Origin of the sequence: Aeromonas sp. s1(2024), from assembly GCF_040908005.1 — a bacterium.
GTDB lineage: Bacteria > Pseudomonadota > Gammaproteobacteria > Enterobacterales > Aeromonadaceae > Aeromonas > Aeromonas caviae.
In genome coordinates this window covers 1-25,919 of the sequence record NZ_JBFOCW010000069.1, presented here as the reverse complement: position 1 = coordinate 25,919, position 25,919 = coordinate 1, and the positions used below count along the sequence as shown (strand labels likewise).

The window sequence follows — 25,919 nt, the reverse complement described above, 5'->3', positions numbered from 1 at the left end:
TGGCGGGGGCAGGGGGGGGGGCGAGAAGGGTGAGCCGCTGGGCAGAAATCACAGACATTAATTTATTGTTCAGTTCCCCGGGTGTATAAGAGGCCTCCCATACGAACATTGGGGTGGTAGCAGGGATGGATTACCAGACGGGGCCTTCGGGTCATCATGACGAATGCGCATTACGTTGATGGGAGTCACACCAGATGCAGGACATGCTGCTTGCCATATGGCATCAGGATTTTGATCAGCTTATACAAATGCAGGCAATCGGTCTGCTCGTCACCTGTCTGGTGGTGATCCTCTTCCTTGAATCGAGCTTCGTCTTTCTGCCCCTGCCCGGTGACAGCCTGGTGCTGCTGGCGGGCGGTCTGGTGGGCATGGGGGTGCTGGGGCCCGAGGTGACCTTGCTCTATCTGCCGCTCGCGGCCGGGATAGGGAGCGTGCTCGCCTACTGGCAGGGGCAGGCACTGCATGGCACCCGTTTCATGGGCCATGTGGAGCGAATGATCCCGGAAGGGAGCCTGCCCAGGGCCTCCCGACTGCTGGATCGTTACGGCTTCTGGGCCATGTTCGTGTCCCGTTTCATCCCCTTTGTGAGAGTGTTGACCCCCATGTTGATGGGAGTCTCCCGCCTGCACCTGCTGCGGGTGGCCGTGGCGAGTTTTGCCAGCGCCTTCCTCTGGTCCCTGGTACTGAGCATGGTGGGCAAGATGGTGATGGCGACCCCGGTCTTTGCCCATCATCAGGAGCTGCTGACCAAGTGCCTGCTCGTCACCTCTTTCGGGCTGTTCGTCATCGCGGTGGCGGCCATCGGTATGCGGCTGCTCAAGCGTCCGAGCAAGCGGGTGCGCTGATCTCACTGCCCGGGCCGCGCCTGCTGCCGCATCTGGAGAGCGCAGCCGCCGGAAAAATACAGGCCATTTGAGGCGGCATTCCTGTCGCCTATCTGTTACACTTCGCGCCCGCCATTTTCCGGCTCATCTTCTGATCTGATGTCAGACCCAGCCGTCCTTGGCTCCACGCCTCGACGATGCCAGGCCACACGCCGGCCCAGGCCACCCACGCCAACTACAGCTCCGCTGGAACACAGGAACCCAACATGAGATTTGAATCGTTCGATTTTGCCCCCGAGATTTTGCGCGCCATCTCAGATTGCGGTTATCAGGAGATGACCCCTGTGCAGAGCCAGGCCATCCCGGCCATTCGCCGTGGCCGCGATGTGCTGGCCAGTGCCCAGACCGGTACCGGCAAGACAGCCGCCTTTGCGTTGCCCATCCTGCAACGCCTGGTAGACAACCCGGCGCCGGTGCAGCCTTCCAATGCCCGCGTGCTGATCCTGACCCCGACCCGCGAGCTGGCGGCCCAGGTGGCGAGCAATATCAACGATTTCGCCAAGTATCTTGATATCACTACCCTCACCATCGTGGGTGGCGGCAAACAGGATGTGCAGGCCAAGAAGCTCAAAGCGGGCGCACACATCATAGTGGCCACCCCTGGCCGTCTGCTCGAGCACCTCACCGCCTGCAACCTGAGCCTCTCCGGGGTCGAGACCCTGGTGCTGGACGAGGCGGATCGCATCCTCGACATGGGCTTTAGCGCCGATGTGCAGCAGATCCTGCAGGCGGTCAACAAGACCCGCCAGAACCTGCTCTTCTCCGCCACCTTCTCCGAGGCGGTGAAAAAGCTGGCCAACCTCATGCTGGACAAACCCCAGGTGGTGGCCGTCGACAAGCAGAACTCCACTGCCGACACCGTGAGCCACACCGTTTATCCGGTGGAACAGAAGCGCAAGCGCGAGCTGCTCTCCGAGCTTATCGGCAAGCAGAACTGGCAGCAGGTGCTGGTGTTTGCCAGCACCCGCGAGAGCTGCGATGAACTGGTGGAGGAGCTCAACCTCGACGGCATCAAGTCTGCCGTGGTGCACGGTGACAAGGCCCAGGGGAGCCGTCGCCGCGCCTTGCGTGAATTCACCGAAGGCAAGCTGCGGGTGCTGGTGGCCACCGAGGTGGCCGCCCGCGGCCTGGACATTCCGAGCCTGGAATACGTGGTCAACTATGATCTGCCGTTCCTCGCGGAAGATTACGTGCACCGTATCGGCCGAACCGGTCGCGCTGGCAAGAGCGGCATGGCCATCTCCTTCGTCAGTCGCGAGGAGGAGCGCACCCTGCTGGAGATCGAAGCCCTCATCGGCCAGAAGATCCGCCGCATCATGGTGCCGGGTTACGAGGTGAGCAGCCGTGACGACCTCATCAAGCAGTTGCAGGAGCGCCGCCGCTTCGGCAAACGCCCGCAGCGTGAAGACAATGCCGCCGCCCAGGCCATGGCCGAGGCGAAACTGCAAGGTCAGCGCCTCAAGCGTCTGGCGGCGGCCAAGAAGCCCCGTCAGCCGAAATAAGGCAACGTCGCACCCTCCCGGTCGGGGAGGGGCGTTTACTTTCCAAAGGCGCCACTGGCGCCTTTGTGCTGTCGATGACGCGGCCCCTTGGCCGCCCCGTTTCAGAGGATCCGAGATGACCCTTCCTGCTTACAATCAGGCCCTGCTCGAGATGGCCCGCCAGAGCCTGGCGGAGCTGGAGCGCACCGCCGCCCAGAAAATGAGCAAGCGCACCCCCGCCCAGGAGAGCCACTTTCTCTGTACCTGGATGGCGGATTCTCTCAAGGAGAAACGCTTCTCCCGGCTGGTGATGGAGGATCTCAAGACCTGGGTGCAACTGGGGCGGACGCTGGGGGCGGGGGCCGATCTCAAGGGGCTGCTTGAGCGGGTGCAGCGCCAGTATGAGCGTGCCATGCATGAGCCGGTACAGCTGGGGGCGCGCCTGGCCGATCTGCTTTTGGCGCTGGAGGGGGCGGGCTGGCTGGTGTTCACCGACAGCGAACTGAACACCCGGCAGCGGCTGCTGAGCCAGGGGCAATCCAGCCTGATCATCTCGGCCAGCGAGTATCAGGGCCATATCGAGGGGGGTGAGCTGGTCAAGCCCCTCACCCTCTATGTGCGCGGGGACGAGCAGGTACTGGCCGAGGCGGCATTTGCCCGGGGCCTGCTGCTGAGCCAGGGCAACAAGAAAACCACCCTGGTCAAGCACCACAAGGCCTATCGGCTGATGCCGGGCAACGCGCAGCCGGCCCTGGCGCTGCTGTCCTCCTGATCCCGCCTTCTCATCCCGTCACCCGGCCCTGCGCCGGGTTTTTTTATGGCAAATGCACCCCACGGGGTTGCCTGCACGCTCGGGCCGGGCGGGCAATCTTTGTCGTAGCCAAGGGACTCCCCCTCTGATGGGGGGCGTCCCCCATATGGAGGGATGGTGGGGTGGTGCTTCTGCTCTAGGGTGGATGGGCCCCAAAGAGGGCCTTAAAGGAAGCAGACCGCCTGACAAGGCGACACTCAATGAATGAGGAAACATGATGAAAGCGACTCCAATTGCCCTGTTGCTGGCCGGCGTGCTGGCGTCCCCGCTCTGCGCCGCCGGACTCGATGCCCGGCTCACCCTGGTGGAGGGCAGCACAGACGATGTGCGCGTCAACCTGACCCTGACCAACACCGGGGAGAAGCCGGTTCGTCTGCTCAAATGGCAACTGCCGGGCAGCGAGGATGCTCCCCTGTTCCAGGTGGAGCGTGACGGCCAGCCGGTGGATTACGAAGGGGCCCTGATCAAGCGGGCCGCCCCGAGTGACAAGGACTACCAACTGCTCAAGGCGGGCCAGAGCCTGACAGTGCAGGCGGAGGTCTCCGGTCTCTACGACATGAGCGCCCAGGGCCAGTACAGCATCCGTTACCTGCTGCCGACCGTGGCACAGGAGGGGAAAGCGGCCAAGGCCAAACAGGCCCAGGCGAGCGAGTCCAATGCCGTGACCCTCTGGGTGGACGGGGTGAGCGACGATCGGGTGCTGGCCAAGGCTGCGGTGGCCGAGCCCCAGGCGGTGAGCGCCTCGGTCAGCTTCAGCGGCCGTTGCACCAACACCCAGAAGAGCGACATCCTGGCGGCGCTCGATGCCGCGAGTGGCATCGCCAACAACTCCAGCAGCTACCTCGCGGTGGACAAGCCGAATGGGCAGCGCTACCGCAGCTGGTTTGGCGCCTATGACGCCACCCGCTGGAACCAGGCCGAGACCAACTTCAGCAAGATCAAGGATGCCATCGACAACAAGCCGCTCACCTTCGACTGCGGTTGCAAGCAGAGCTACTTTGCCTATGTCTATCCGGACCAGCCCTACAAGGTCTATCTGTGCAAGAGCTTCTGGACAGCGCCGGTCACCGGGACCGATTCCCGCGCCGGCACCATTGTCCACGAGCTGAGCCACTTCAACGTGGTGGCGGGCACCGACGATCTGGGATACGGTCAGGCCAATGCGCGCAATCTGGCGAGCACGGATCCCCAGAAGGCCCTGAACAATGCCGACAACCATGAATATTTCGCCGAGAATACCCCGAGCGAAAATTGAGTTGCAAACAGGGGCCGGATGGCCCCTTTTTTGACGGAGGCACCATGATGACACTCTTGCTTACCACCCTGGCACTGGCGCCCTTGCAGTGCGAGCTGTCGGTCAGCGCAGAGAGCGGGGTGAACGAACCCCTGCCCCTGGTGATGACCCTGACCAACCGGGGGGAGACGCCCCTCGAGGTATTGACCTGGTTCACCCCCTTCGAGGGGTGGTTTGCCGATGCCATCGACCTGACCCGCGATGGGCAGCCGCTGGACTATCGAGGGCCGCTTGCCAAGCGAGGTACCCCCGGGGACGGCGACTTCCTGCACCTGGGGGCGGGGGAGCAGAGCCAGGCCGATGCGGACCTGGCGCAGGCCTACGATCTGTCCCAACCGGGCCGCTACCGGCTCAGCTATCGTGCCCAGCCCCTGACGCTGACCAAGGGTGTGGCGCCCAGCTGCCCCGCCGTCGACTTTACCCGGGTGGCCCCCTAGGCGATCTGCGGCTTGCCCTTGGTATCCAGCAGCCCGACGGCGCGGGGGGCCACCGCCAGACCGCGTGACGATTGGCTTTCCCGCCAGCAGCAGTGCACCAGCGTGATCACATGGTGAGCCAGGGTGTTGTCTTTATCCGGATGACGCAGGGGATGGGCCACCGAGTGGGTCGATAGCAAAATGATGAACATGAGGGGCGGTCCAGCCATGCCATGCACCGGGCCGACTCGTTTACACCGTCAAGGAGGAGACATGGCACTGGAACAACTGAAACGGGAGCTGGAGCGCTTTGGCGAGCAGAATGACGGCGCGCAACACTCCCGTGGCAGCAAGATGCTCAACATTACCCGCGACACCGGCGAACTGCTGGCGGTGCTGGTGCAGACGAGGGGGGCGCAGGCTGTGCTGGAGATCGGCACCTCCAACGGTTACTCCACCCTCTGGCTGGCCGAGGCAGTGAAACGGCTGGGGGGCCGGGTCACCACCATCGAGCTGGACGAGGGCAAACGGACCATGGCGGCGACCAACTTTGAGCGGGCCGGGCTCACTCCCTGGATTGAGCAGTTGGCGGGGGAGGCCGGCAGCCTGTTGCCCTGCCTGCCGACGGCGGGCTATCAGCTCATCTTCCTCGACTCCGAGCGCCGCCACTACCAGGCCTGGTGGCCCGAGATCCAGCGCCTGCTTGCCCCTCGTGGCCTGCTGGTGGTGGACAATGCCATCTCCCATGAGGACGAGATGAGGGAGTGGATGGCACAGGTGCGGCGTGACCCCGATTTCCTGACTTCCCTGGTGCCGGTGGGCAAGGGGGAGTGGCTGGTGGTGCGGTTGTAGGAGGGCTGGATGGAAAACAGGACCATGGAACCAAAAACCGTGGTGCAGACCACTGGCAGGCCATGCAGAGCAACGGTTTCGTCAGGGCCCCCAGGTGGCTGAGCGATGACTTTCTCTGTGACTGGCCAACGTCGGGGGAGCGGCGCGAGGGGCGGGTCAACTTCGTCGAGAGCCATCGGCGCTACCCGGCGGCCGGGCCCTGGAATGTCGACATCGTTCGCCTGCTGGAGCAGGGCGGGAGGTGGTGACCGAAGTGGTGATCACTGACGGTGACGTCAAGGCGCGCGCCATCGCGCCATTACCTTCCACGTGGTGCGTGGCAATGCCATCAGACCGAATTTTGGCCCGATTGATACGTTGTGTCGTGATTGGGCCACTGCCATCCCGCGGGAGCTGCAACCCGCCTGATATGGTTTCCGCTGACGGAGCGCCGCCAGCGGGGCAACTCCTCGGCCAGCCCGGCCATTATTTATTCGTTATCCATTATTTCGCTAAATATCCCCGTATTTCATGGTTGGGTCATGCCATGAGCCACGTTATGTTTCATCCATGCCGCCAGCAAGCACTATGAAGGTTATCTCTGCCGATAATTAATTTAAATTAAACATGATAACCGGCTGGTTTTATTTTGTGGTGGTTGGCAAGCGCTCTGGATGTTCATAAATATAACGAGGTGAATAATGAAAAAACGGCACTCCCTGTTTTTAATGGCGGCACTTCCGCTGGCACTGATGACATCGGTACAGGCACAGTCAAGCCTGGCCGAGATCCAGCGGGCTGGAGTGATCAAGATCGGCACCGAAGGGACCTATCCTCCCTTCACCTACCACGACAAGAGCGGCAAGCTGGTGGGCTTTGACGTGGAGATAGGCGAGCTGATTGCAAGCGGTCTGGGCGTGAAGCCGCAGTTCGTCGAGGGCAAGTGGGACGGGCTCATCGCCGGGGTGGACGCCAAGCGCTACGACCTGGTGCTCAACGAAGTGGCCATCACCCCTGAGCGGCTGAAAAAATATGATTTTTCAGATCCCTACATCACCTCCAAGGCGGTGATCGTGGTGCACAGCGACAACCAAAGCATCAAGAGTTTTGCCGATCTGAAGGGCAAGAAATCCTCCCAGTCCCTGACCAGCAACTTTGCCCAGCTGGCGAAGTCATCGGGCGCCGAGGTGGTGGCCACCGAGGGATTCAACCAGTCCCTTGAACTGGTGCTGACCGGGCGGGTAGATGCCACCATCAACGACAGTCTCTCTTTCCTCGACTTCAAGAAACAGAAGCCGGACGCCAAGCTGAAGGTGGCTGCCACCGAGGCCAAGGGGGATCAATCTGCCGCCCTGCTCGCCAAGGGGCAACCCGAGTTGCTGGCCGCCATCAATCAGGCGCTGCGCAATGCCAAGCAGGATGGGGCATATCAGAAAATATCGCAGAAATATTTCGGCACCGACGTCTCGCAATAATATCGTGGCAACATAATAACAACTGAGGATATTAACGTGCCGGCCTGGTTGCAGTTAATGATCGACTCTTTTTGGCCCCTGCTCAGTGCGGGGCTTATTTTTACCGTGCCACTCACTCTGATTACCTTCGTGCTGGGAATCGTGCTCGGCTTGTCGGTGGCGCTGGCCAGATTATATGGTCCGGCTCCGCTGGTGATGCTGGTCCGCTTCTATGTCTGGCTTATTCGGGGCACGCCCCTGCTGGTGCAGCTGTTTCTGATCTTTTACGGTCTGCCGAGCGCCGGCATCGTGCTGGACGCCTTCACCGCCGCCGTCATCGGTTTCACCCTCAACATCGGTGCCTACAGCTCGGAGATCATTCGTGCCACCCTGGCGGCCATCCCCAAGGGGCAGTGGGAGGCGGCCTACTCCATCGGCATGAACTGGCCCCAGGTCATGTGGCGGGTGATCCTGCCGCAGGCGGCGCGTATCGCGGTGCCACCGCTCTCCAACACCTTCATCTCCCTGGTCAAAGACACGTCGCTGGCGGCGGCGGTGACCGTGCCCGAGCTGTTTCAGGCGGCCCAGCGGCTCGCCTCCGTCACCTATGAGCCGCTCATCCTCTATATCGAGACGGCCCTCATCTACCTGATGTTCAGCTCGGTACTCTCCACCCTGCAAGACAGGCTGGAGCAGCGACTGGCTCACAAAGAGACCCGGGAGGTCGCCCTATGATCCGCTTGAGTGGCATCGAGAAACAGTTTGCGGGGCAGCGCGTGTTGAAAGGGGTGGGGCTGGCGATGGCCGCGGGCAGCGTCACCGCCCTGATCGGTCCCTCCGGGAGCGGCAAGAGTACCTTGCTGCGCTGTGTGAACCTGCTGGAGCGACCCGATGCAGGCCAGTTGGTGCTGGGGGGCAGCGAGCTCGACTTTACCCGGCATCTGTCACGGCAAAGCGTGTTGGCCCTGCGCCAGCAGACCGGCATGGTGTTCCAGAATTTCCAGCTGTTCCCGCACATGACGGTGCTGGAGAACGTGATGGAAGGGTTGGTGACCGTGTTGAAGTGGCCCAGGGAGAGGGCAGTGGCGCGCGCCCTGCAACTGCTCGACAAGGTGGGGCTCAGGCACAAGGCCGAGGCGGTGCCTGCCACCCTCTCCGGCGGTCAGCAGCAGCGGGTCGCCATTGCCCGGGCGCTGGCGCCATCCCCCAAGGTGCTGCTCTGTGACGAGCCCACCTCGGCACTGGATCCCGAGCTTGCCCAGGAGGTGGTGGCCGTGCTGCGCCAGCTGGCCAGTGAGGGGACCACTATGCTGATCGCCACCCATGACTTGCGCCTGGCGGCCCAGATTGCGCAGCAGGTGATCTTCCTGGAGGCCGGGGAGGTGGTGGAGGCGGGCAGTGCGCGCCAGATGTTCACCACCCCCAAGCGGGCGCGTACCTTCGAATACATCTCCACCCTCACCGAACGGCTGCCGGAGAGCTGGAGCATCTAGCCGGTTCTGGCGGATTGAGAGCGAGATAAAAAACAGCCCCGCACGAGCGGGGCTGTTTGCATGACAGCGTGGTTGCGACGGCAGATCACACGGCCAGGTAGTCCATGATCCCTTCGGCCGCCTTGCGACCCTCATAGATGGCGGTCACCACCAGATCCGAGCCGCGCACCGCGTCACCACCGGCGAACACCTTGGGGTTGCTGGTCTGGAAGGCGTACTCGGCCTTCTCGGGCGCCTTGATGCGATCCCGGCCGTCGAGCTCGACGCCGTGCTCTGCCATCCAGGGTTGGGGGTTGGGCTGGAAGCCGAACGCCATCACCACTGCATCGGCGGGCAGCACCTGCTCGGAGCCTTCAATGACCACAGGATTGCGGCGGCCATTGGCATCGGGGGCGCCGAGCTCTGTGCTCACCACCTTGATGCCGCAGGTGCGGCCGTGAGCGTCCAGTTCGACCCCGACAGGTTGCAGGTTGAACATGAATTCCACCCCTTCCTCCTGGGCGTTTTTCACCTCCCGCTTGGAGCCCGGCATGTTCTCGGCATCCCGGCGGTAGGCGCAGATCACCCGATCGGCCCCCTGGCGGATGGCGGTGCGCACGCAGTCCATGGCGGTGTCGCCGCCCCCCAGCACCACTACCTGCTTGTCGGCGAAGTCGATGTAATCGGCTTGCGCCTTCTCAAAGCCCAGCAGCCGGTTGGCGTTGGAGATGAGGTAGGGCAGGGCGTCGTAGACCCCCGGCGCCTCTTCGTTGGCAAAGCCGCCCTTCATGTACTTGTAGGTGCCGACCCCGAGGAAGACCGCATCGAACTCGCCGAGCAGATCGGCGAAGGTGATGTCACGGCCCACTTCGGTCTCGAGACGAAACTCCACTCCCATCCCCTCGAAGATCTCGCGGCGGCGCTGCATCACCTCTTTCTCCAGCTTGAAGGAGGGGATACCGAAGGTGAGCAGGCCACCTATCTCCGGGTACTTGTCGAACACCACAGGGGTGACGCCATTGCGTGCCAGCACGTCGGCACAGGCAAGGCCCGCTGGGCCCGCGCCAATGACGGCGACCCGCTTGTCGGTCTTGACCACCTTGGAGAGATCCGGGCGCCAGCCCATCTCGAACGCCTTGTCGGTGATGTATTTTTCGATGTTGCCGATGGTCACGGCGCCGAATCTGTCGTTGAGGGTGCAGGCACCCTCACACAGTCTGTCTTGCGGGCAAACGCGGCCACATACCTCCGGCAGGCTGTTGGTCTGGTGGGAGAGCTCCACCGCCTCCAGAATGCGTCCCTCGTTGGCCAGCTTCAGCCAGTTGGGGATGTAGTTGTGTACCGGGCACTTCCACTCGCAATAGGGGTTGCCGCAGTCGAGGCAGCGATCCGCCTGCATGCCGACCTGGGCCTGGTTGAAGGGCTCGTAGATCTCCACGAACTGGATCTTGCGGATCTTGAGCGGCTTCTTGGGCGGGTCGACCCGCTGGACATCGATAAACTGGAATACGTTCTGGCTCATAGGGTTCCCTCCTTATTGCGCCTGGATTCTGAGTTCTGCACTGGAACGGCTGGTGTGGCCAAGCAGCGATTTGACGTCGCTGGACTTGGGTTTGATCAGCCTGAACTTGGGCACATAGGAGTCGAAGTTGGCCAGGATCTCCTCGGCACGCGAGCTGCCTGTCTCGTTGAGGTGCGCCGTGATGATACCGCGCAGGTGCTCCTGGTGGATGGCCAGATCCGCCACCTCCAGCAGTTCGACCAGCTCGGGGTTGGTGCGCTTGGCAAAGTTGCCGCACTCGTCGAGCACGTAGGCGAAACCGCCTGTCATGCCCGCCGCGAAGTTGACACCGGTCTTGCCGAGCACGGTGACGATGCCGCCTGTCATGTATTCACAGCCGTTGTCGCCAATCCCCTCGACCACCGCCAAGGCCCCTGAGTTGCGCACCGCGAACCGCTCGCCGGCGGTCCCTGCGGCATAGAGCTTGCCGCCGGTGGCGCCATAGAGGCAGGTGTTGCCGATGATGGCCGCCTCGTGGGATTTGAACGCCACGCCGACGTGGGGTTTGATCACCAGCTTGCCGCCGGTCATCCCCTTGCCCACGTAGTCGTTGGCATCCCCGGTGAGGATCATCTCAAGGCCACCGGCGTTCCAGACGCCGAAGCTCTGGCCGGCGGTGCCGTTGAAGTGCACCTTGACCGGATCGGCCGCCATGCCCTGGTTGCCGTGGCGTTTGACGATTTCGCCGGACAGACGCGCACCCACGGAGCGGTCGGTGTTGCGGATGTCGTAGCGGAACTCGCCGCCACTCATGTTTTCCACCGCATCCAGCAGGTCTTCCACCATCTTGAGGTTCAAGGGCCCCTTGTCGAAGGTGGGGTTGTGCTGCTGGCTGAACAGACTGGAGCCTGCCGGTGCAACCGGGGCCGCCAGGATGCCGGACAAGTCCAGCTTGGCCTGACGGGCGGTGAGGCCGGGCAGGGCTTCCAGCAGGTCGGTACGACCGATGAGGTCGGTGAGCTGGGTGACGCCAAGCTCGGCCATCAGCTCGCGCGTCTCCTCGGCGATGAACTTGAAGTAGTTCATCACCATCTCCGGCAGGCCGGTGAAGTGTTCGCGGCGCAGCTTCTCATCCTGGGTGGCGACGCCGGTGGCGCAGTTGTTCAGGTGGCAGATACGCAGGTATTTGCAACCGAGCGCCACCATGGGGCCGGTACCGAAGCCAAAGCTCTCAGCGCCGAGGATGGCCGCCTTGATGATGTCCAGACCCGTCTTGAGGCCGCCATCCACCTGCAGGCGCACCTTGTGGCGCAGGCCATTGGCCACCAGCGCCTGCTGGGTTTCGGCCAGGCCCAGCTCCCAGGGGGAGCCGGCGTATTTGACCGAGGTGAGCGGGCTTGCGCCGGTGCCGCCGTCGTAGCCAGAGACGGTGATGAAGTCCGCATAGGCCTTGGCCACGCCACAGGCGATGGTGCCGACGCCGGGCTCGGACACCAGTTTCACCGACACCAGGCAGTTCGGGTTGATCTGCTTGATGTCGAAGATGAGCTGGGCCAGATCCTCGATGGAGTAGATGTCGTGGTGCGGCGGCGGGGAGATAAGGGTCACGCCGGGCACGGAGTAGCGCAGCTGGGCGATTTGCGCGGTGACCTTGTCACCGGGCAGCTGGCCCCCTTCGCCGGGCTTGGCGCCCTGGGCGACTTTTATCTGCACCACGTCCGCGTTCATCAGGTAGTGCGGGGTGACGCCAAAGCGACCGGAAGCCACCTGTTTGATGCGAGAGTTCTTCTCGGTACCAAAACGCTTGGGATCTTCACCGCCTTCGCCGGAGTTGCTCTGACCGCCGAGGCGGTTCATGGCGATGGCCAGGGCCTCGTGGGCTTCAGGGCCGAGGGCGCCGATGGACATGGCCGCGGAGTCGAAGCGGGGGAACAGCCTGGCGGCTGGCTCCACCTGATCCAGCGCAACCGGGGTGGTGCCCTGTTTGAGCGACAGCAGATCCCGCAAGGTGGCGACCGGCCGCTCGTTCACGAGACGGGCGTACTCTTTGTAATCGGCGTAGTTGCCGGAGCGCACCGCCACTTGCAGGGTCTGCACCACGTCCGGGTTGTAGGTGTGGTACTCGCCACCGTGGACGAACTTCAAGAGGCCGCCCTGGGTCAGCGGCTTGCGGCCGAGCCAGGCCAGACGGGACAGATTGATCTGATCCTGCTGGATGTCGGCAAAGTCGGCACCCTGGATGCGGCTCGATACGCCGCGGAAGCAGAGTTCGACCACGGCCCTGGAGAGGCCGACGGCTTCGAACAGCTGGGAGCAGCGGTAGCTTGCCACCGTGCTGATGCCCATCTTGGACATCACCTTGTAGAGGCCCTTGTTGATGCCGTTGCGGTAGTTGAGCATGGCCTGGCGCAGGCTCATCTTGAGCACGCCTTCCTCTACCTGCTTGGCGAGGGTCTCGTAGGCGAGATAGGGGTAGATGGCGGTGGCGCCAAAGCCAAGCAGCACGGCGAAGTGGTGCGGGTCGCGCACGCTCGCGGTCTCCACCAGGATATTGGCGTCGCAGCGCAGGTTGTTGTCCACCAGGGTACGCTGCACCGCACCCACCGCCATGGCGGCCGGGATGGGCAGGGTATCCGGGCTGATGTCCCGGTCTGACAGTACCAGCAGCACGGCGCCGCTGCGGGCCGCTTCAGCTGCCTCGTGGCAGAGACGCTCGAGGGCGGCTTGCAGCCCCTCTTCGGGCAGGTAGTTGAGGCTCAGCACCGCATGGCGGTAGTGCTCCCCCTCCAGGGCCAGCAATTGATGGAAGTCGGAGTAGAGCAGGATCGGCGACTGGAACAGCACCCGGTGGGCGTGGCCGAAGGTCTCGTTGAACACGTTCTGTTCGCGGCCGATACAGGTGGCCAGGGACATGACGTGATTTTCCCGCAGGGGATCGATGGGCGGGTTGGTCACCTGGGCGAACATCTGGCGGAAGTAGTCGTACAGGGTTCGCTGGCTGGAGGAGAGCACCGCCATCGGGGTGTCATCCCCCATGGAGCCCACCGCCTCCTGGCCATTCTCGCCGAGCACGCGGATCACCTGATCCAGCTCTTCAAAGGAGTAGCCGAACAGCTTCTGGTAAGTCTTGAGCCGGTCATCCGGGAATTCCCGCGATCCCGTGCTGGCATCGTCCATCTGCTCGAAGGGCACCAGGCGCTTGCAGTGCTTGTCCATCCACTGCTTGTAGGTGTGACGGCTCTTGAGATCGTCGTCAATTTCGAAGCTGGTCCAGATCTTGCCGTTGCTGGTATCGACCACGAACAGCTCCCCCGGGCCGACACGGCCCTTCTCCAGCACTTCGTCCGGGGTGTAGTCCCAGGTGCCCACTTCGGAGGCCAGCGTGATGAACTTGTCCTTGGTGATGACGTAACGTGCCGGACGCAGACCGTTTCTGTCGAGTGCGCAGGTAGCGTAGCGACCGTCGGTCATGACGATGCCGGCCGGGCCGTCCCAGGGCTCCATGTGCATGGAGTTGAAGTCGTAGAAGGCGCGCAGGTCGTCATCCATGTTCGGGTGCTTCTGCCACGCAGGCGGGATCAGCAGGCGCATGGCACGGAACAGGTCCATGCCGCCGGCCAGGAAGAGATCCAGCATGTTGTCGAGGCTGGAGGAGTCCGATCCCGTGGTGTTGACGAAGGGGGCGGCCTCTTGCAGATCCGGGATCAGCGGGGTGGCGAACTTGTAGCTGCGCGCCTTGGCCCACTGGCGGTTGCCGGCAATGGTGTTGATCTCGCCGTTGTGGGCGAGGTAGCGGAACGGCTGCGCCAGCGGCCAGCGCGGGCTGGTGTTGGTGGAGAAACGTTGGTGGAACACGCAGATGGCGGCCTGCATGCGGATGTCGGCCAGATCCAGATAGAAGCGCGGCAAATCCACCGGCATGCACAGCCCTTTGTAGACGGTGACCAGGTTGGAGAGGCTGACCACATAGAAGTAGTCGTCGCTGATGCGCTTCTCGATGCGGCGACGCACGATATAGAGGCGGCGCTCGAGATCCTTGTCGACCCAGCCCGGGGGCGCGTTGACAAAGACCTGTTCAATGCTGGGCAGGGACGCCTTGGCGATGGAACCGAGTACGTTGGTATCGATGGGCACCTTGCGCCAGCCGACCAGACTCAGGGTCTCTCTTTCCAGCTCCTCGTCGATGATGTCGCGAGTGGCCTGGGCCAGGATGGGATCGGGGTTGAGGAACAGCATGCCGACCGCGTAGTTGCGGCCCAGGTGCCATCCCTTCTCTTCGGCGACCGCTCTAAAGAAGCTGTCGGGTTTTTGCAGCAACAGGCCGCAGCCGTCGCCGGTCTTGCCATCGGCGGAGATACCGCCGCGGTGCTGCATGCGAGCCAAGGCTGACATCGCGAGACGGACAAGCTTGTGGCTGGCTTCCCCTTCCATGTGGGCCAACAGGCCGAAGCCACAGTTATCCCTCTCCAGCTTTGGATCATATAGTGACATTGCATTTCTCCCTTGCTCGGCCTTCCATCGCACTGTCATCAACAGACTGCATAAATTGCGATTGGCTCTTGTGGTTCCGTCCGCCTGAGGTGGCGAATCTCCAAACTAATGGGATTTTCGGGCAAGGTCAATTGGACATCCCGCTTGTTTGCAATGTTACATCGCCATAACAAAATGTGGGTTTTTGAGACTCAATCAGCATTTTTGTGTATTTATAACTGCTTTTTATTTATTTGTTGGATTTATATTCTGGTTATGGACGGTTTAGTGGTTGACTGCATGGTGGCGGGAAACTGTAGTAATTTTACAAAGTCATCTCTGGTGTGCTTGGCGGGGATCACATTTCAGGATCCTGCGTCTTGCATTTGTCCATAAGCAGACTAAACAGGATTTTTTCAGTAGTTACAGCCGGTTATGGGCGAGAGGTTATGACACTTTTCTCCAGGTTGCAGGAGTGACAGGTTGTCAAAAGTGACCGTGAATGCCGACTGTTGGGTATTTATCACATCTAACGTGAATATTTATATGATTTTTGGGTAGAGAGCGGGATTGATCCAGCGCAGCCTGCCCGCCGGGCTGCGTCGCTAGAATGACACCTCATTTCGGAGGTGTCATGCAGTTACACGAACTCATCAATACATTTGGCCAGGATCTCAAGCAGCGCCACGGCCAGAAGATCCACAAGCTCTCCATCCATGGGGCCTTTACCTGCCCCAACCGGGACGGCACCCTGGGCCGGGGTGGCTGCACTTTCTGCAATGTCTCCTCCTTTGCCGACGAGTCGGCCCAGCAACTCTCCGTGGTGCAGCAACTGCTGGCACGCCGGGACGAGGTGACCCGGGCCAGGCGCTATCTGGCCTACTTTCAGGCCTATACCAGCACCTATGCCGAAGTGGAGTACCTTCAGCGCATGTATGAAGAAGCCTTGTCGGTGAGCGACATGGTGGGGCTCTGCGTCGGAACTCGCCCTGATTGTGTACCCGATGCGGTGCTGGATCTGCTGGCAGGTTATCAGGCCAGAGGTTACGAGGTGTGGCTGGAGCTTGGGCTGCAAAGTGCCAACGACAAGACGTTGCAACGCATCAATCGGGGTCACGGCTATGCCGCTTATGCCGATGCCGTTGCCCGAGCCCATCTGCGAGGCATCAAGGTGTGTGCCCATCTCATCGTCGGCCTGCCCGGCGAGGTGCCGATGAACAGCCTGGAAACCCTCCACCGTGTCGTGGAGACCGGCGTCGAGGGGATCAAGCTTCACCCACTGCATGTGGTGGAGGGGAGCACCCTTGGCAAGGCGTGGCAGGCGGGACGGCTGGATGTGTTGACGATAGAGCAGTATGTGGCGGCGGCGGTCGCCATGATCCAGCACACGCCGCCCGAGGTGGTTTATCACAGGGTCTCGGCGTCGGCGCGCCGCCCGACCCTGCTGGCTCCCGCCTGGTGCGAGAATCGCTGGAGCGCCATGACCGCCATTGCCGCGGCGCTGGCACGCTCAGGCCCTCAGGGGCACTGCCTGGGACGTCCTTTTTCTCTCCCTTCCACGGGCGAGTGCCAACTCTAATTTCGTCAAAAAAACAGTGGGTTATTAGATGAAATTCAGTCTTTGGAGTATAGTTTCGTTCAAGTCACCTTGATAAGATGGTCGGCTTGAAAAAAGATATAGTTATCAATAACTCTTTGCAGTTTGTATACCGGGCGGGCTTTCTTCGTACCGGGTGGCATATTTCTTGGCAACATCAGGTGCCCGGCATGTCCCCTCCGTTTCCAGCATGAAAATCTGTGAGGGAGGCGAGACATGCAGTGTCCCGGCTCTGTGCGCTAATCGGGTTGTGGGTCTGGGTGGCGAGGTCTGTTCTGTTTTTCCGGATCGCCGCCGGGCTTTGGATATTCGGCCCCGAGACAACCTTCTGAATCATGTTTGATGGGATGCTATGCAAGCAGAAACCAGCCATATAGATGAACTGTTGGAGTGCCTGGTCTTTTTGACCCGCTTTTACGGGGTGCCCAACAGTCAGGATGCTCTCACCACCGGCTTGCCACTGGTCTCCGGGCGTCTCAGCACGGCGCTCTTCAGTCGTGCCGCCGAGCGGGGCGGTCTCTCTGCCCGCGAAGTGATCCAGCCCCTTGAACAGATCTCCTCCCTGCTGCTGCCCTGCGTCTTGCAGACGCGCAATGGCGGCGCCTGCATCTTGCTTGAATGGAATGAAGAACGGACCCAGGCGAGGGTCATCTTTCCCCAGGCCGGAGACGCGGCCCAATGGGTCAGTCTTGCCCAGCTGGGTGACGAGTACAATGGTCGTCTGTTCTACGTCAAGCGGCAGTTCAAGTTTGATGAGCGCTCGCCCAAAGTGCTGGAGACCCGTGATGGTCACTGGTTCTGGAGCACCTTGTTCGAGTCCCGTGGTATCTATCGGGATGTGCTGGTGGCCTCGATCCTCATCAACCTGTTTGCCATCGCCAGCCCCCTGTTCACCATGAACGTCTATGACAAGATTGTGCCCAACCTGGCATTCGACTCCCTCTGGGTGCTGGCGGTTGGAGCCATGGTGGTGTTCACCTTCGACTTCGTGATGCGCCAGCTGCGCAGCTACTTCATCGATATTGCAGGCAAGAAATCCGACGTGCTGTTGTCGGCCAAAATCTTTGCCAAGGTGATGGGCATGAAGATGGAGTCCAGGCCTGCGTCGACCGGTGCCTTTGCCAAGCACTTGCAGGAGTTTGAATCGGTGCGCGAGTTTTTCACGTCGGCCACCGTCTCCACCCTGATCGATCTGCCGTTTGCCATCTTCTTCCTCTTCATCATCTGGATTTTCGCCGGTGTCATGGTGGTGGTGCCCATCATCGCCATCCTGATCCTGGTGGCCTACAGCTTCTACATTCAGGCACCGCTGAAGCAATCCATCGAGGAGGGCTCCCGGCTCGCCTCCCAGAAGAACGCCAATCTGATCGAAAGCATCTCGGGCCTTGAGACCGTGAAGATTTTCGGGGCCGAGAGCATGTTCCAGCACCGCTGGGAGCAGGCGGTGTCCCACATCTCGACCTGGGGCGTGCAGACCCGGCGCATCACCAACTCCATGTCTTCTCTGGCGAGCTACATCCAGCAGGTGGTGACAGTGGGACTGGTGATCGTCGGTGTTTACCAGATCTCGGAAGGGTTGGTGACCATGGGGGGCATGATAGCGGCCGTGATGCTGTCGAGCCGGGCCATCGCCCCCATGGTGCAGCTCTCGGTACTCTCCACTCGCTACAACCAGGCCAAGTCGGCGCTCGAAATCCTGGAGAAGATCATGATGACGCCGGGGGAGCAGGAGGAGGGCAGGCAGTACATCCACCATCCGGTCATCCAGGGGCGCATCGAGTTTGAAAATGTCTCCTTCAAGTATCCGGGCATGGAGAGCAGCACCCTGCACAACATCAACCTGCGCATCGAGCCGGGTGAGAAGGTGGCCATCATCGGGCGGATCGGTGCGGGTAAAACCACGCTGGAGAAATTGCTGATGGGTCTCTACCGTCCGACTGACGGTCTGGTGCGTCTGGACGGCTTTGAGCTGGACCAACTGCCGCCGACCATCATTCGCCGCAACATCGGCTGCGTGCCGCAAGATGTGACCCTCTTCTTTGGTTCCGTGCGGGACAATATCATGCTGGGTAATCCCCTGGTGGACGATGCCCGTGTCTTGCGCGCCGCCAAGCGGGCCGGGGTCACCAACTTTACCAACCGGGATCCCAACGGCCTCGACAGACAGATAGGCGAAGGGGGACGTCAGCTCTCCGGTGGCCAGCGTCAGTCCATCCTGCTGGCTCGCGCCCTGCTCAACGATCCCCCCATTCTGGTGATGGACGAGCCGACCTCAAACATGGACAACCAGTCAGAGATGCACGTGAAGCAGGAGCTGGCGCGGCTCGGCCCCGAAACCACCCTTATCCTCATCACCCACAAAACCTCCATGCTGGATGTCGCTTCCCGGGTCATCGTCGTGGAGCAGGGGAAGATAGTGGCGGACGGTCCCAAAGAGGTGGTGTTGCAGCAATTGAAGGAAGGCAAGGTGCGGGTGCAGGAGACGGCGAATGGCTAACCACTGGTTCAAGAAAACGCCCTCAGATACGGTCTTGCCTGCACCCGAGCATCTCGAGTACGTGGATGACGGCGCCGCCGCCGTGCTGCTGACGACACCCACCCGTGCCAGAGTCCTGCTGTGGGCCTGCTTCCTGTTTTTTGTCAGCGCCATCGTCTGGGCAGCCTGGGCAGAGCTGGATGAAGTGACCGTCGGCCAGGGCAAGGTGATACCGTCGCGCCAGTTGCAGGTGATCCAGAACCTGGAAGGGGGGATCGTCAAGGAGATCTTCGTCAAGGAGGGGGACATCGTCGAGAAGGGACAGCCACTGCTGCGCATCGACGATACCCGCTTCAAGTCGGATTTTCGCGAACGGGAGCAGGAGCTGGTCACCCTCAAGGGGGATATTGCCCGCCTGCGCGCCGAAATTCGCAGCGTGGTGGTCAAGAACGAGCCCAATCTGGGGTGGCGTGAACAGGTAGCCATCGACAAACAGGCCATCGAGTTCCCCGAAGGGTACGAGAATGTATTTGCCGAATATGCCGCCCGTGAAAGATCGGTGCAGGAGGCGCGGTTAAACAACCTCAAGAACCAGCTCTACATCCTGGGACAGCAGATCGAGCAGAAAGAGCAGGAGACCATAGAGCTCAATGCCAAGATCCGGACCGTGGGCCGCAGCGTTGATCTGGCTCGTCAGGAGCTGAACATCAGCCGTCCTCTCGCAAAAGAGGGTATAGTTCCTCAAGTGGAGCTAATTAAACTGGAGCGGCAGGTCAACGAAATGCAAGGGGAGCTGGAGGCGAACCGCCTGCTGGTGCCCAAGCTCAACTCGGTACTGCGGGAGACCATCTCGAAGCGAAATGATATCGCCCTGAAATTCCGGGCGGACTCCCAGACCGAGCTGAACGAACGTCAAGGCAAGTTGAGCCAGTTGTCAGAGGGTCAGGTCGGCCTCAGGGACAGAGTCGATCGTACCAGTGTGATTGCGCCTCTCAAGGGGACCATCAAAAAGCTCAAGATTAATACGCTGGGTGGGGTCGTTCAGCCGGGCATGGACCTGATGGAGATAGTGCCGCTGGAAGACACCCTGCTGGTTGAAGCCAAGGTGTCGCCCAAGGACATCGCGTTCCTCAGACCCGGACTGGAGGCCGTGGTCAAGATAACTGCCTATGATTTCACTATTTATGGAGGTTTACATGGCAAGGTTGAACAGATAAGTGCCGACTCAATCCAGGATGAGGAGGGCAATTCCTTCTATCTGGTGCGAGTACGAACCGAGAAGAGTTATCTGGGCGATGAGCTTAACGCACTTCCCATCATCCCCGGTATGTTAGCCAGTGCAGATATTATTACTGGTAAAAAAAGTGTCCTAGACTACTTGCTGAAACCCATCTTGAGGGCTAAGCAGTCGGCACTGAGAGAACGATAAGCCAACAATCTAAAAACAACATGACTGGAGATACCATGAAGAAGACGATTGTTGCCATGCTGGTTAGTGGCACCATACTGTTCCCGGGCCTGAGCCAGGCACAGACGCTGGAACAGTCAGTGGCGCAGTCACTGGCTACCCATCCGAAAATCAAGGAAGCTTTTGATCTCTATCAGGCACGACTGTATCAGCATGATGGAGCCAAGGGCGGCTATTACCCCACCATTGATCTGCGTGGTGGCGTCGGTTACGAGAAGACTGACAGTCCCTCGACCCGTGCCGCAGGTCCGAATTCACAGACGATCGATGACTCCATGACGCGCAAGGAGGCCGGGATCAGCCTTCGCCAGATGCTGTTTGACGGCTTTGATGTCAGCAGCAACGTGGCACGGACCGATGCCGCCGCCCAGGCCCAGCGCCTGGCGATGATCTCCGAGGCGGAGAACACGGCCCTGCGCGTGGCCGAGGTCTATCTCAACATGCTGCGTCAGCAGGAGATCCTGGAGCTGTCCAAGCAGAACCTTGAAACCCACGAGCAGATCCGCAGTGACATCCAGAAACGGACCGACTCCGGTCTGGGGTCGACCGCTGACCAGACCCAGATCGACGGTCGTGTGGCTCGGGCTTACTCCAATCAGGCGGCGGCGGAGAACAACTATCGGGATGCCGAGAGCGAGTTCATCCGTGTCGTCAATGAAGTGCCCAAGGATCTCGTTCAGCCCGTACCGAATACCCAACTCCTGCCCGCAACACTGGAAGATGCGCTGAAGACGGCAACAGAGGTTCACCCGACCCTGCTGTCATCCCTGCAGGACATCGAAGAGGCGAAGTACCAGCATGAAGGCTCCAAGTCCGGGTTCTACCCGAACGTAGCCTTTGAAGTGGATCAGAACTGGAACGAGGACATCGATGCGGTCAAAGGCCGTAACGACGATCTCACCGCCATGGTCCGGATGCGTTACAACCTGTTCCGCGGTGGGTCCGATCTGGCAGAAAGCAAGGCAACCTCAGCGCTCTATTCCCAGGCCAAAGACATTCACATGAATGCCTTCCGTCAGGTGGAAGAGGGGACCCGCCTCGCCTGGAACGCCAAAGAGTCGCTGGCCAAGCAAAAAGTCTTCCTCAAAGAGCACGTGGACGCCAGCTATGACACCGTACAGGCCTACAAGAAGCAATTCGGCCTGGGCCAACGGACCTTGCTGGACGTGCTGAACACGGAGAACGAACTGTTCGAGGCTCGCCGCAGCTACATCACGGCCGAGTACGACTCCCTGTTGGCAGATTATCGTATCCTCAATGCCACCGGTGGTCTGCTCAATGCCCTGAATGTGCAGCAACCGGCTGAATGGCAGGCCAACAACAACTGATGGCCCTGCCACTGATGTCATATCAGGCAAGGGGAATGGCTGCAGCGTGCTGCAGTCATTCTTTTATGCGTCCGGCGGTCAGGGGATGATGGCGGCGTCATGACCCAGAAAGAAGTGGCATCGACAGGCTGCAGCCGACGTGATGGGTATCGAGCTGTCGCAGGTGCACGTGCGCCCTGGCGGGTTCGCCTGCTGTGGCTGGCCCTGCTGGCGATCCCCCTGCTGCTCAGCGCCAGCCAGCCTCTCTCACCGGAGGATATGAAACTGGTCAAGCGCGCGGAGGAGACCTATGGCCCCAGGGCCGGCAAACGGGTCACCAGCTGGCGCACTTTGGCAATGCAGAACAAGGCGGCGGGGCTGACGGATCGGCAGAAGCTGGAGAAGGTGAACCAGTTCTTCAACCAGATGCGTTTCATCGATGACATCAAGTTGTGGCACAAGAAGGATTATTGGGCGACACCGCTGGAATTTCTGGGCGCAGCGGGGGGAGATTGTGAAGACTTCAGCATTTCCAAGTATTTTACCTTGCTGGAACTTGGCATCCCTGATGAAAAAATGCGAATGGTATATGTCAAGGCATTGGATTATAACCAGTTTCATATGGTCGTTGCCTACTATGAGACGCCTGCGGCAGTACCCTTGATTCTGGACAATCTTGTCGGCTCAATTCGCCCGGCGACCCAACGGGCGGATTTGTTGCCAATTTACAGTTTTAACGGTAGTCACTTGTGGCTGATGAAGGCGCGTGGTCAAGGGGAACTGGCCGGGCAATCATCCCGCTTGGGATTATGGACAGACTTACGCAATCGCATGACATCGGGGCGATTGGCTCGGCCTGCGGTCAATTTGGATGATTAACCTATGACGCTCTACAGACAACTATTGGCAACCATGCTGCTGCTGTTCGGATTGCTGTTTGCCGCCACCTATTGGGTGCAATTCAATTCGACCCGCAACTACCTGGCGCAGCAGCAGGAGACCACCGTCATCAATACGTCCACCGCACTGGGTCTGGCGCTGACCCCCTATCTGGAGAACGGCGACAAGGTCAGTGCCGAATCCGTGATCAAGGCGGTGTTCGACGGGGGTTACTACAAGCTGGTCCGTCTCGATCTGCTGGCCTCCAAGGATGTCATCGAGCTGGAGAACAGCAGCCATATCGAAGGGGTCCCACAGTGGTTCATTGGGCTGGATCTGTTCCCTGAAGTGGCCAATGAATCGATTTTGACGTCGGGTTGGCTGCAACTGGGCAAGCTGAAGGTCGTCGGCCACCCTGGACAAGCCTACTACGAGCTTTGGAAAGGAATGAGCGAACTGGCCACCTGGTTCCTGGTCGGCTTTCTCGTCACCACTCTCTTGCTGATGCGGGCGCTCAATTATCTGCTCAAACCGCTCAAGCTGATTTGCGATCAGGCGGTTGAAATCGAGCTGCACCATTTCGGCCACGCCATTCCCGAGCCCAAGACCCGCGAGCTGCGGCAAGTGGTACAGGCCATCAATACCCTTTCCAGCAAGCTTGCCGTGCAGTTCAAAGAGCAGGCCGACGAGGCCGAGAACCTGCGAGCCCGCGTCTATGTGGATGCCGTCTCCGGGCTTGGCAACCGCTCTTACTTCGTCGGGCAGGTCAATGCCTGGATTGCGGAGGCCGGGCAGGGCGGGGTCATGCTGGTGGCCGTCGACATGCTGGACGATCTCTATCGGGAAGAGGGCTTTGCTGCAAGGGACAACATGGTCAAGTCCATTGCACAGGTGCTCAGGGAACTGCTGGATGGCTGGGATGGCGCGGCGCTGGCCCGGATCTCGGCGACCGAGTATGCCTTGCTCTGCCCCACCGATGATCTCTCTCAGCTCAAGGAGCTGGCGGAGCTCATCAACAGCCGTATTGCCGATCTGGTTGTCAATCCCATGGGAGAAAGCGGTGCGCTGTCCGTCGTCGGCATCGCCGGCCGTGATGGCAATGACGATCTCTCGGCCCTGCTGACGAAGGCGGATAACGCCCTTGGCAAAGCGCGCAATGAGCGGCGCGGTGCCGTCGTGATGGAAGGCGGCAATGAGCAGGGACTGATGGGACGCCTTGCCTGGCGAGACCTGGTGCAGGATGCCATTGCCAGACATCTCTGGCGCTTCAAGGCACAGCCTGCATGTCGCTTCGATGATGGTACCCGCCTGCATGCCGAGTTGTTCGCGGCCATCTCGCGAGATGGAACGGATTACTTCGCAGGGCAGTTCTTGCCTGCGATCGAGCAGTTCAAGATGGGGGCAGAGTTTGACAAGGCGGTGCTGGAAGCCTGCGTCCCCTTGTTCAAGCAGCAACCGGAATTGGTGTTGGCAGTCAATATCACGGCGGGTTCTCTCTGTTCGGATGAGTTCCTGACATGGCTCAGAGGCTATCTGTCGCTGAACGTGGAGCTGAAGGAGCGACTGCTGTTCGAGATCCCGGAAGCGGCCATCATGAAACACAAAGAGTATGTGACTCATCTGGTTGAGCTGTTGCGAGAGCACGGCTTCTTGTGGGGGGTCGATCACTATGGCCGGCACTTCCAGTCCCTCGGCTATCTGGAAGAGCTGACCCCCGCTTATGTCAAGGTGGACCACGGGTATACCAGCCAGATCATGGAACCAGGCGCCGATACCTCCTTCCTGGCGGCTGTCTGTCGGGCTGCCCACAACGCGGGTGTCACGACCATCGCCACCCGGGTGGAAGATAAGCGGCAGGTTGAATTGTTGTCCAGTTTGCATATCGATGGTTATCAGGGGTTCGTTCACCCTGCATTTCCACTGGCATAAGCGGTACAACTCGATAGAAAGGGGCCCATTAAGGGCCCTTTTTTATATCTGTTTAGAATATGTACATCATTTTTACGCGACATATAGGTAATATCACTAAAACTCGCGCTGTTACTTAATTGATTTTTATATGTAAAAAATATTCGTTCGATTCGCTGCATCGGATGAAGTCAAAGAGACTCAACCCTGTACATTTTTGCAACGGAAGCAGGACGGGGGCGTATCTAGAGTGTAGGCATCAAGATCTGTCACCCTGGAGCAATGGATATGCGCACCCAAATCATCGACAAAACCGTGGTCGTCTCTTCCGTAGAAGGCAACGTTCAGATCCTGCTTGCCGATGGCAGCAGTCGCCCTCTCCAGCCTGGCGAGATACTGCAGCCTGGCGCCAGACTCAATATCGCTGATGATGCCAAATTGATGCTGGCGCCCTACGATGACAAACCTGCAGAGGGCAATGGTGTCCCGGCAGGGACAGAGATGCCTCCAGAGGGGCAATCTTCCTCATCGGTTGCCAATCATCAGCAAGGCTCGCCTGAAGTGTCGCCAGAAATTGCGGCGTTGCAACAATCCATCCTGCAAGGGGTTGACCCGACCAAGAACTTCGAAGCCTCTGCTGCCGGTGGGGCACCTGCCGCCGGTGGTGGTGGCGGTATCGGCGGGGTCGCTGGGGCCAGTGGCAATGGTGGTTTTGTTGTCATAGATCGCATCGGAGATGCGACCATAGCCGAGGCCGGATTCGATACCGGCTATGACACGTTGATCGATCAGAATGTGCTGCAGGAAGACGATCTTCTGCCCGAGAATCAGCTCGATGATCAGGATGAGTCTGCTGTTACCCAGGAAGATCAGGCCATCAGTGGCAATGTGCTCGACAACAGCAACAATCCGGATGGTCCCCTTGATACGTCTGTCATTTCCTATAGCTGGGGCAGCAATCAGGGAATTGCTGCCGGCGTTGAGAGCACGCTGGATGGGATTGGTACGCTGATCATCAATGCCGACGGCTCCTATACCTTTACCCCTGCGCTGAACTACACAGGCCCTGTACCTGCGGTCAATTACACCGTAACGGATGGGGATGATACCAACGACTCCACTCTGACCATCACCATCACCCCTGTAGATGAGCCTGTCTCGCTGAATGGATTGCAGGTCGAGGGTGGTGAGCTTGTCCTTGATGAAGCCGCATTGCCGGATGGCTCAGCCTCCGATGGCGCAGCCTTGACCAAGAGCAGTACCTTTACATTCAATGCGGCAGATGGAGTACAAAGCCTGACGCTGGGAGGTGTGACGCTGATCAGCAATGGCCAGGTCTTGACCACCTTCCCCCAGGGGATCCCCAGTCCTTTGGGAAATCAACTGCTGGTGACCGGCGTCAGCTACAACCCGGTGACAGGGGTTGGCAGCGTGACCTACAGCTACACCCTGAACGATAACGAAACACATAACAAACCTGCAAATGATGGGGCTCTGACGGAGAGCTTCAACGTCGTGTTGACGGACCTTGATGGCGACACGACCAGTGCAGGGCTGGATGTCGTGGTGCTGGATGACGTGCCGACGGCGGTGAGCGACGTCAACCTGACGGCGGCGAGCGAGAACAACCTGGTCCTCAATGGCAACGTCATCACCAACGACGTGCAGGG

Annotated in this window: 20 protein-coding genes; 17 read left to right on the top strand and 3 right to left on the bottom strand. The window is 60.3% G+C overall.

Going from position 1 to position 25,919, the window contains the following annotated elements; translation table 11 throughout:
* Nucleotides 1-194: 194 nt before the first annotated feature.
* From AB5Y70_RS16865 to AB5Y70_RS16845, 5 genes are all read left to right on the top strand, one after another.
* Nucleotides 195-845, top strand: coding sequence for a DedA family protein (locus tag AB5Y70_RS16865; RefSeq protein ID WP_010675180.1), 651 nt, complete (start codon nt 195-197; stop codon nt 843-845).
* Between the two features lie 245 nt (nt 846-1,090).
* Entirely contained in the window at nt 1,091-2,386 is a 1,296-nt protein-coding gene (locus AB5Y70_RS16860; protein ID WP_010675179.1) for a DEAD/DEAH box helicase, read from the top strand.
* Between the two features lie 115 nt (nt 2,387-2,501).
* Nucleotides 2,502-3,137, top strand: coding sequence for a DUF2913 family protein (locus AB5Y70_RS16855; protein ID WP_010675178.1), 636 nt, complete (start codon nt 2,502-2,504; stop codon nt 3,135-3,137).
* A 253-nt stretch (nt 3,138-3,390) separates the two neighbouring features.
* The gene (locus AB5Y70_RS16850) at nt 3,391-4,431 is read left to right on the top strand and encodes a M35 family metallo-endopeptidase (RefSeq protein WP_029314738.1); all 1,041 of its coding nucleotides are present in this window, start codon (nt 3,391-3,393) and stop codon (nt 4,429-4,431) included.
* A gap of 44 nt (nt 4,432-4,475) precedes the next feature.
* Entirely contained in the window at nt 4,476-4,907 is a 432-nt protein-coding gene (locus tag AB5Y70_RS16845) for a hypothetical protein (RefSeq protein WP_029314737.1), read from the top strand.
* Here AB5Y70_RS16845 and AB5Y70_RS16840 read toward each other — a convergent pair.
* Nucleotides 4,904-5,098: a hypothetical protein gene (locus AB5Y70_RS16840; protein WP_010675175.1), complete on the bottom strand. Its 195-nt coding sequence runs from the start codon at nt 5,096-5,098 to the stop codon at nt 4,904-4,906. The genes AB5Y70_RS16845 and AB5Y70_RS16840 overlap by 4 nt on opposite strands.
* 61 nt (nt 5,099-5,159) lie before the next feature.
* On the opposite strand from AB5Y70_RS16840, the gene AB5Y70_RS16835 reads away from it, so the two are divergent.
* The 5 genes from AB5Y70_RS16835 (at nt 5,160) to AB5Y70_RS16815 (ending at nt 8,664) form a co-directional block, all read left to right on the top strand.
* Complete coding sequence (locus tag AB5Y70_RS16835; RefSeq protein WP_010675174.1) at nt 5,160-5,738, top strand: O-methyltransferase; 579 nt, start codon at nt 5,160-5,162, stop codon at nt 5,736-5,738.
* A 62-nt stretch (nt 5,739-5,800) separates the two neighbouring features.
* Nucleotides 5,801-5,986 (top strand): hypothetical protein, encoded by a 186-nt coding sequence (locus tag AB5Y70_RS16830; RefSeq protein ID WP_010675173.1) that lies wholly within the window; start codon nt 5,801-5,803, stop codon nt 5,984-5,986.
* A 432-nt stretch (nt 5,987-6,418) separates the two neighbouring features.
* Nucleotides 6,419-7,192 carry an amino acid ABC transporter substrate-binding protein gene (locus AB5Y70_RS16825; protein ID WP_029314736.1) on the top strand — a complete coding sequence of 258 codons (774 nt, stop codon included), beginning with the start codon at nt 6,419-6,421 and terminating at the stop codon, nt 7,190-7,192.
* 57 nt (nt 7,193-7,249) lie between these two features.
* Nucleotides 7,250-7,906 (top strand): amino acid ABC transporter permease, encoded by a 657-nt coding sequence (locus AB5Y70_RS16820; protein WP_174217478.1) that lies wholly within the window; start codon nt 7,250-7,252, stop codon nt 7,904-7,906.
* Entirely contained in the window at nt 7,903-8,664 is a 762-nt protein-coding gene (locus tag AB5Y70_RS16815; protein WP_010675170.1) for an amino acid ABC transporter ATP-binding protein, read from the top strand. Before AB5Y70_RS16820 ends, AB5Y70_RS16815 begins: the two co-directional genes overlap by 4 nt.
* Nucleotides 8,665-8,749: 85 nt before the next feature.
* Here the strand turns inward: AB5Y70_RS16815 and AB5Y70_RS16810 are convergent, their stop codons facing one another.
* Together AB5Y70_RS16810 and gltB are read right to left on the bottom strand one after the other, a co-directional pair.
* Nucleotides 8,750-10,165 carry an FAD-dependent oxidoreductase gene (locus AB5Y70_RS16810; protein ID WP_010675169.1) on the bottom strand — a complete coding sequence of 472 codons (1,416 nt, stop codon included), beginning with the start codon at nt 10,163-10,165 and terminating at the stop codon, nt 8,750-8,752.
* Between the two features lie 12 nt (nt 10,166-10,177).
* Nucleotides 10,178-14,635, bottom strand: coding sequence for a glutamate synthase large subunit (gene gltB / locus AB5Y70_RS16805; RefSeq protein WP_010675168.1), 4,458 nt, complete (start codon nt 14,633-14,635; stop codon nt 10,178-10,180).
* 613 nt (nt 14,636-15,248) lie between these two features.
* On the opposite strand from gltB, the gene AB5Y70_RS16800 reads away from it, so the two are divergent.
* From AB5Y70_RS16800 to AB5Y70_RS16770, 7 genes are all read left to right on the top strand, one after another.
* Nucleotides 15,249-16,193: a TIGR01212 family radical SAM protein gene (locus tag AB5Y70_RS16800; protein WP_244060563.1), complete on the top strand. Its 945-nt coding sequence runs from the start codon at nt 15,249-15,251 to the stop codon at nt 16,191-16,193.
* 370 nt (nt 16,194-16,563) lie between these two features.
* Nucleotides 16,564-18,708, top strand: a complete 2,145-nt coding sequence (locus AB5Y70_RS16795) for a type I secretion system permease/ATPase (RefSeq protein WP_039040368.1) — start codon at nt 16,564-16,566, stop codon at nt 18,706-18,708.
* Nucleotides 18,701-20,116, top strand: a complete 1,416-nt coding sequence (locus tag AB5Y70_RS16790; protein ID WP_010675165.1) for an HlyD family type I secretion periplasmic adaptor subunit — start codon at nt 18,701-18,703, stop codon at nt 20,114-20,116. Before AB5Y70_RS16795 ends, AB5Y70_RS16790 begins: the two co-directional genes overlap by 8 nt.
* 35 nt (nt 20,117-20,151) lie before the next feature.
* Nucleotides 20,152-21,483 carry a TolC family outer membrane protein gene (locus tag AB5Y70_RS16785; RefSeq protein WP_010675164.1) on the top strand — a complete coding sequence of 444 codons (1,332 nt, stop codon included), beginning with the start codon at nt 20,152-20,154 and terminating at the stop codon, nt 21,481-21,483.
* A 99-nt stretch (nt 21,484-21,582) separates the two neighbouring features.
* Nucleotides 21,583-22,341, top strand: a complete 759-nt coding sequence (locus AB5Y70_RS16780; RefSeq protein WP_223952717.1) for a transglutaminase-like cysteine peptidase — start codon at nt 21,583-21,585, stop codon at nt 22,339-22,341.
* A 3-nt stretch (nt 22,342-22,344) separates the two neighbouring features.
* Complete coding sequence (locus tag AB5Y70_RS16775) at nt 22,345-24,270, top strand: EAL domain-containing protein (RefSeq protein ID WP_029314733.1); 1,926 nt, start codon at nt 22,345-22,347, stop codon at nt 24,268-24,270.
* Between the two features lie 267 nt (nt 24,271-24,537).
* The coding region (locus AB5Y70_RS16770; RefSeq protein WP_280094206.1) for a retention module-containing protein at nt 24,538-25,919 on the top strand (1,382 nt) is incomplete at its 3' end.

Coding starts and splice junctions, on each gene's coding strand:
- AB5Y70_RS16865 (WP_010675180.1), top strand. CDS start 195: ATGCAGGACATGCTGCTTGCCATATGGCATCAGGATTTTGATCAGCTT.
- AB5Y70_RS16860 (WP_010675179.1), top strand. CDS start 1,091: ATGAGATTTGAATCGTTCGATTTTGCCCCCGAGATTTTGCGCGCCATC.
- AB5Y70_RS16855 (WP_010675178.1), top strand. CDS start 2,502: ATGACCCTTCCTGCTTACAATCAGGCCCTGCTCGAGATGGCCCGCCAG.
- AB5Y70_RS16850 (WP_029314738.1), top strand. CDS start 3,391: ATGATGAAAGCGACTCCAATTGCCCTGTTGCTGGCCGGCGTGCTGGCG.
- AB5Y70_RS16845 (WP_029314737.1), top strand. CDS start 4,476: ATGATGACACTCTTGCTTACCACCCTGGCACTGGCGCCCTTGCAGTGC.
- AB5Y70_RS16840 (WP_010675175.1), bottom strand. CDS start 5,098: ATGTTCATCATTTTGCTATCGACCCACTCGGTGGCCCATCCCCTGCGT.
- AB5Y70_RS16835 (WP_010675174.1), top strand. CDS start 5,160: ATGGCACTGGAACAACTGAAACGGGAGCTGGAGCGCTTTGGCGAGCAG.
- AB5Y70_RS16830 (WP_010675173.1), top strand. CDS start 5,801: ATGCAGAGCAACGGTTTCGTCAGGGCCCCCAGGTGGCTGAGCGATGAC.
- AB5Y70_RS16825 (WP_029314736.1), top strand. CDS start 6,419: ATGAAAAAACGGCACTCCCTGTTTTTAATGGCGGCACTTCCGCTGGCA.
- AB5Y70_RS16820 (WP_174217478.1), top strand. CDS start 7,250: ATGATCGACTCTTTTTGGCCCCTGCTCAGTGCGGGGCTTATTTTTACC.
- AB5Y70_RS16815 (WP_010675170.1), top strand. CDS start 7,903: ATGATCCGCTTGAGTGGCATCGAGAAACAGTTTGCGGGGCAGCGCGTG.
- AB5Y70_RS16810 (WP_010675169.1), bottom strand. CDS start 10,165: ATGAGCCAGAACGTATTCCAGTTTATCGATGTCCAGCGGGTCGACCCG.
- gltB (WP_010675168.1), bottom strand. CDS start 14,635: ATGTCACTATATGATCCAAAGCTGGAGAGGGATAACTGTGGCTTCGGC.
- AB5Y70_RS16800 (WP_244060563.1), top strand. CDS start 15,249: ATGCAGTTACACGAACTCATCAATACATTTGGCCAGGATCTCAAGCAG.
- AB5Y70_RS16795 (WP_039040368.1), top strand. CDS start 16,564: ATGCAAGCAGAAACCAGCCATATAGATGAACTGTTGGAGTGCCTGGTC.
- AB5Y70_RS16790 (WP_010675165.1), top strand. CDS start 18,701: ATGGCTAACCACTGGTTCAAGAAAACGCCCTCAGATACGGTCTTGCCT.
- AB5Y70_RS16785 (WP_010675164.1), top strand. CDS start 20,152: ATGAAGAAGACGATTGTTGCCATGCTGGTTAGTGGCACCATACTGTTC.
- AB5Y70_RS16780 (WP_223952717.1), top strand. CDS start 21,583: ATGACCCAGAAAGAAGTGGCATCGACAGGCTGCAGCCGACGTGATGGG.
- AB5Y70_RS16775 (WP_029314733.1), top strand. CDS start 22,345: ATGACGCTCTACAGACAACTATTGGCAACCATGCTGCTGCTGTTCGGA.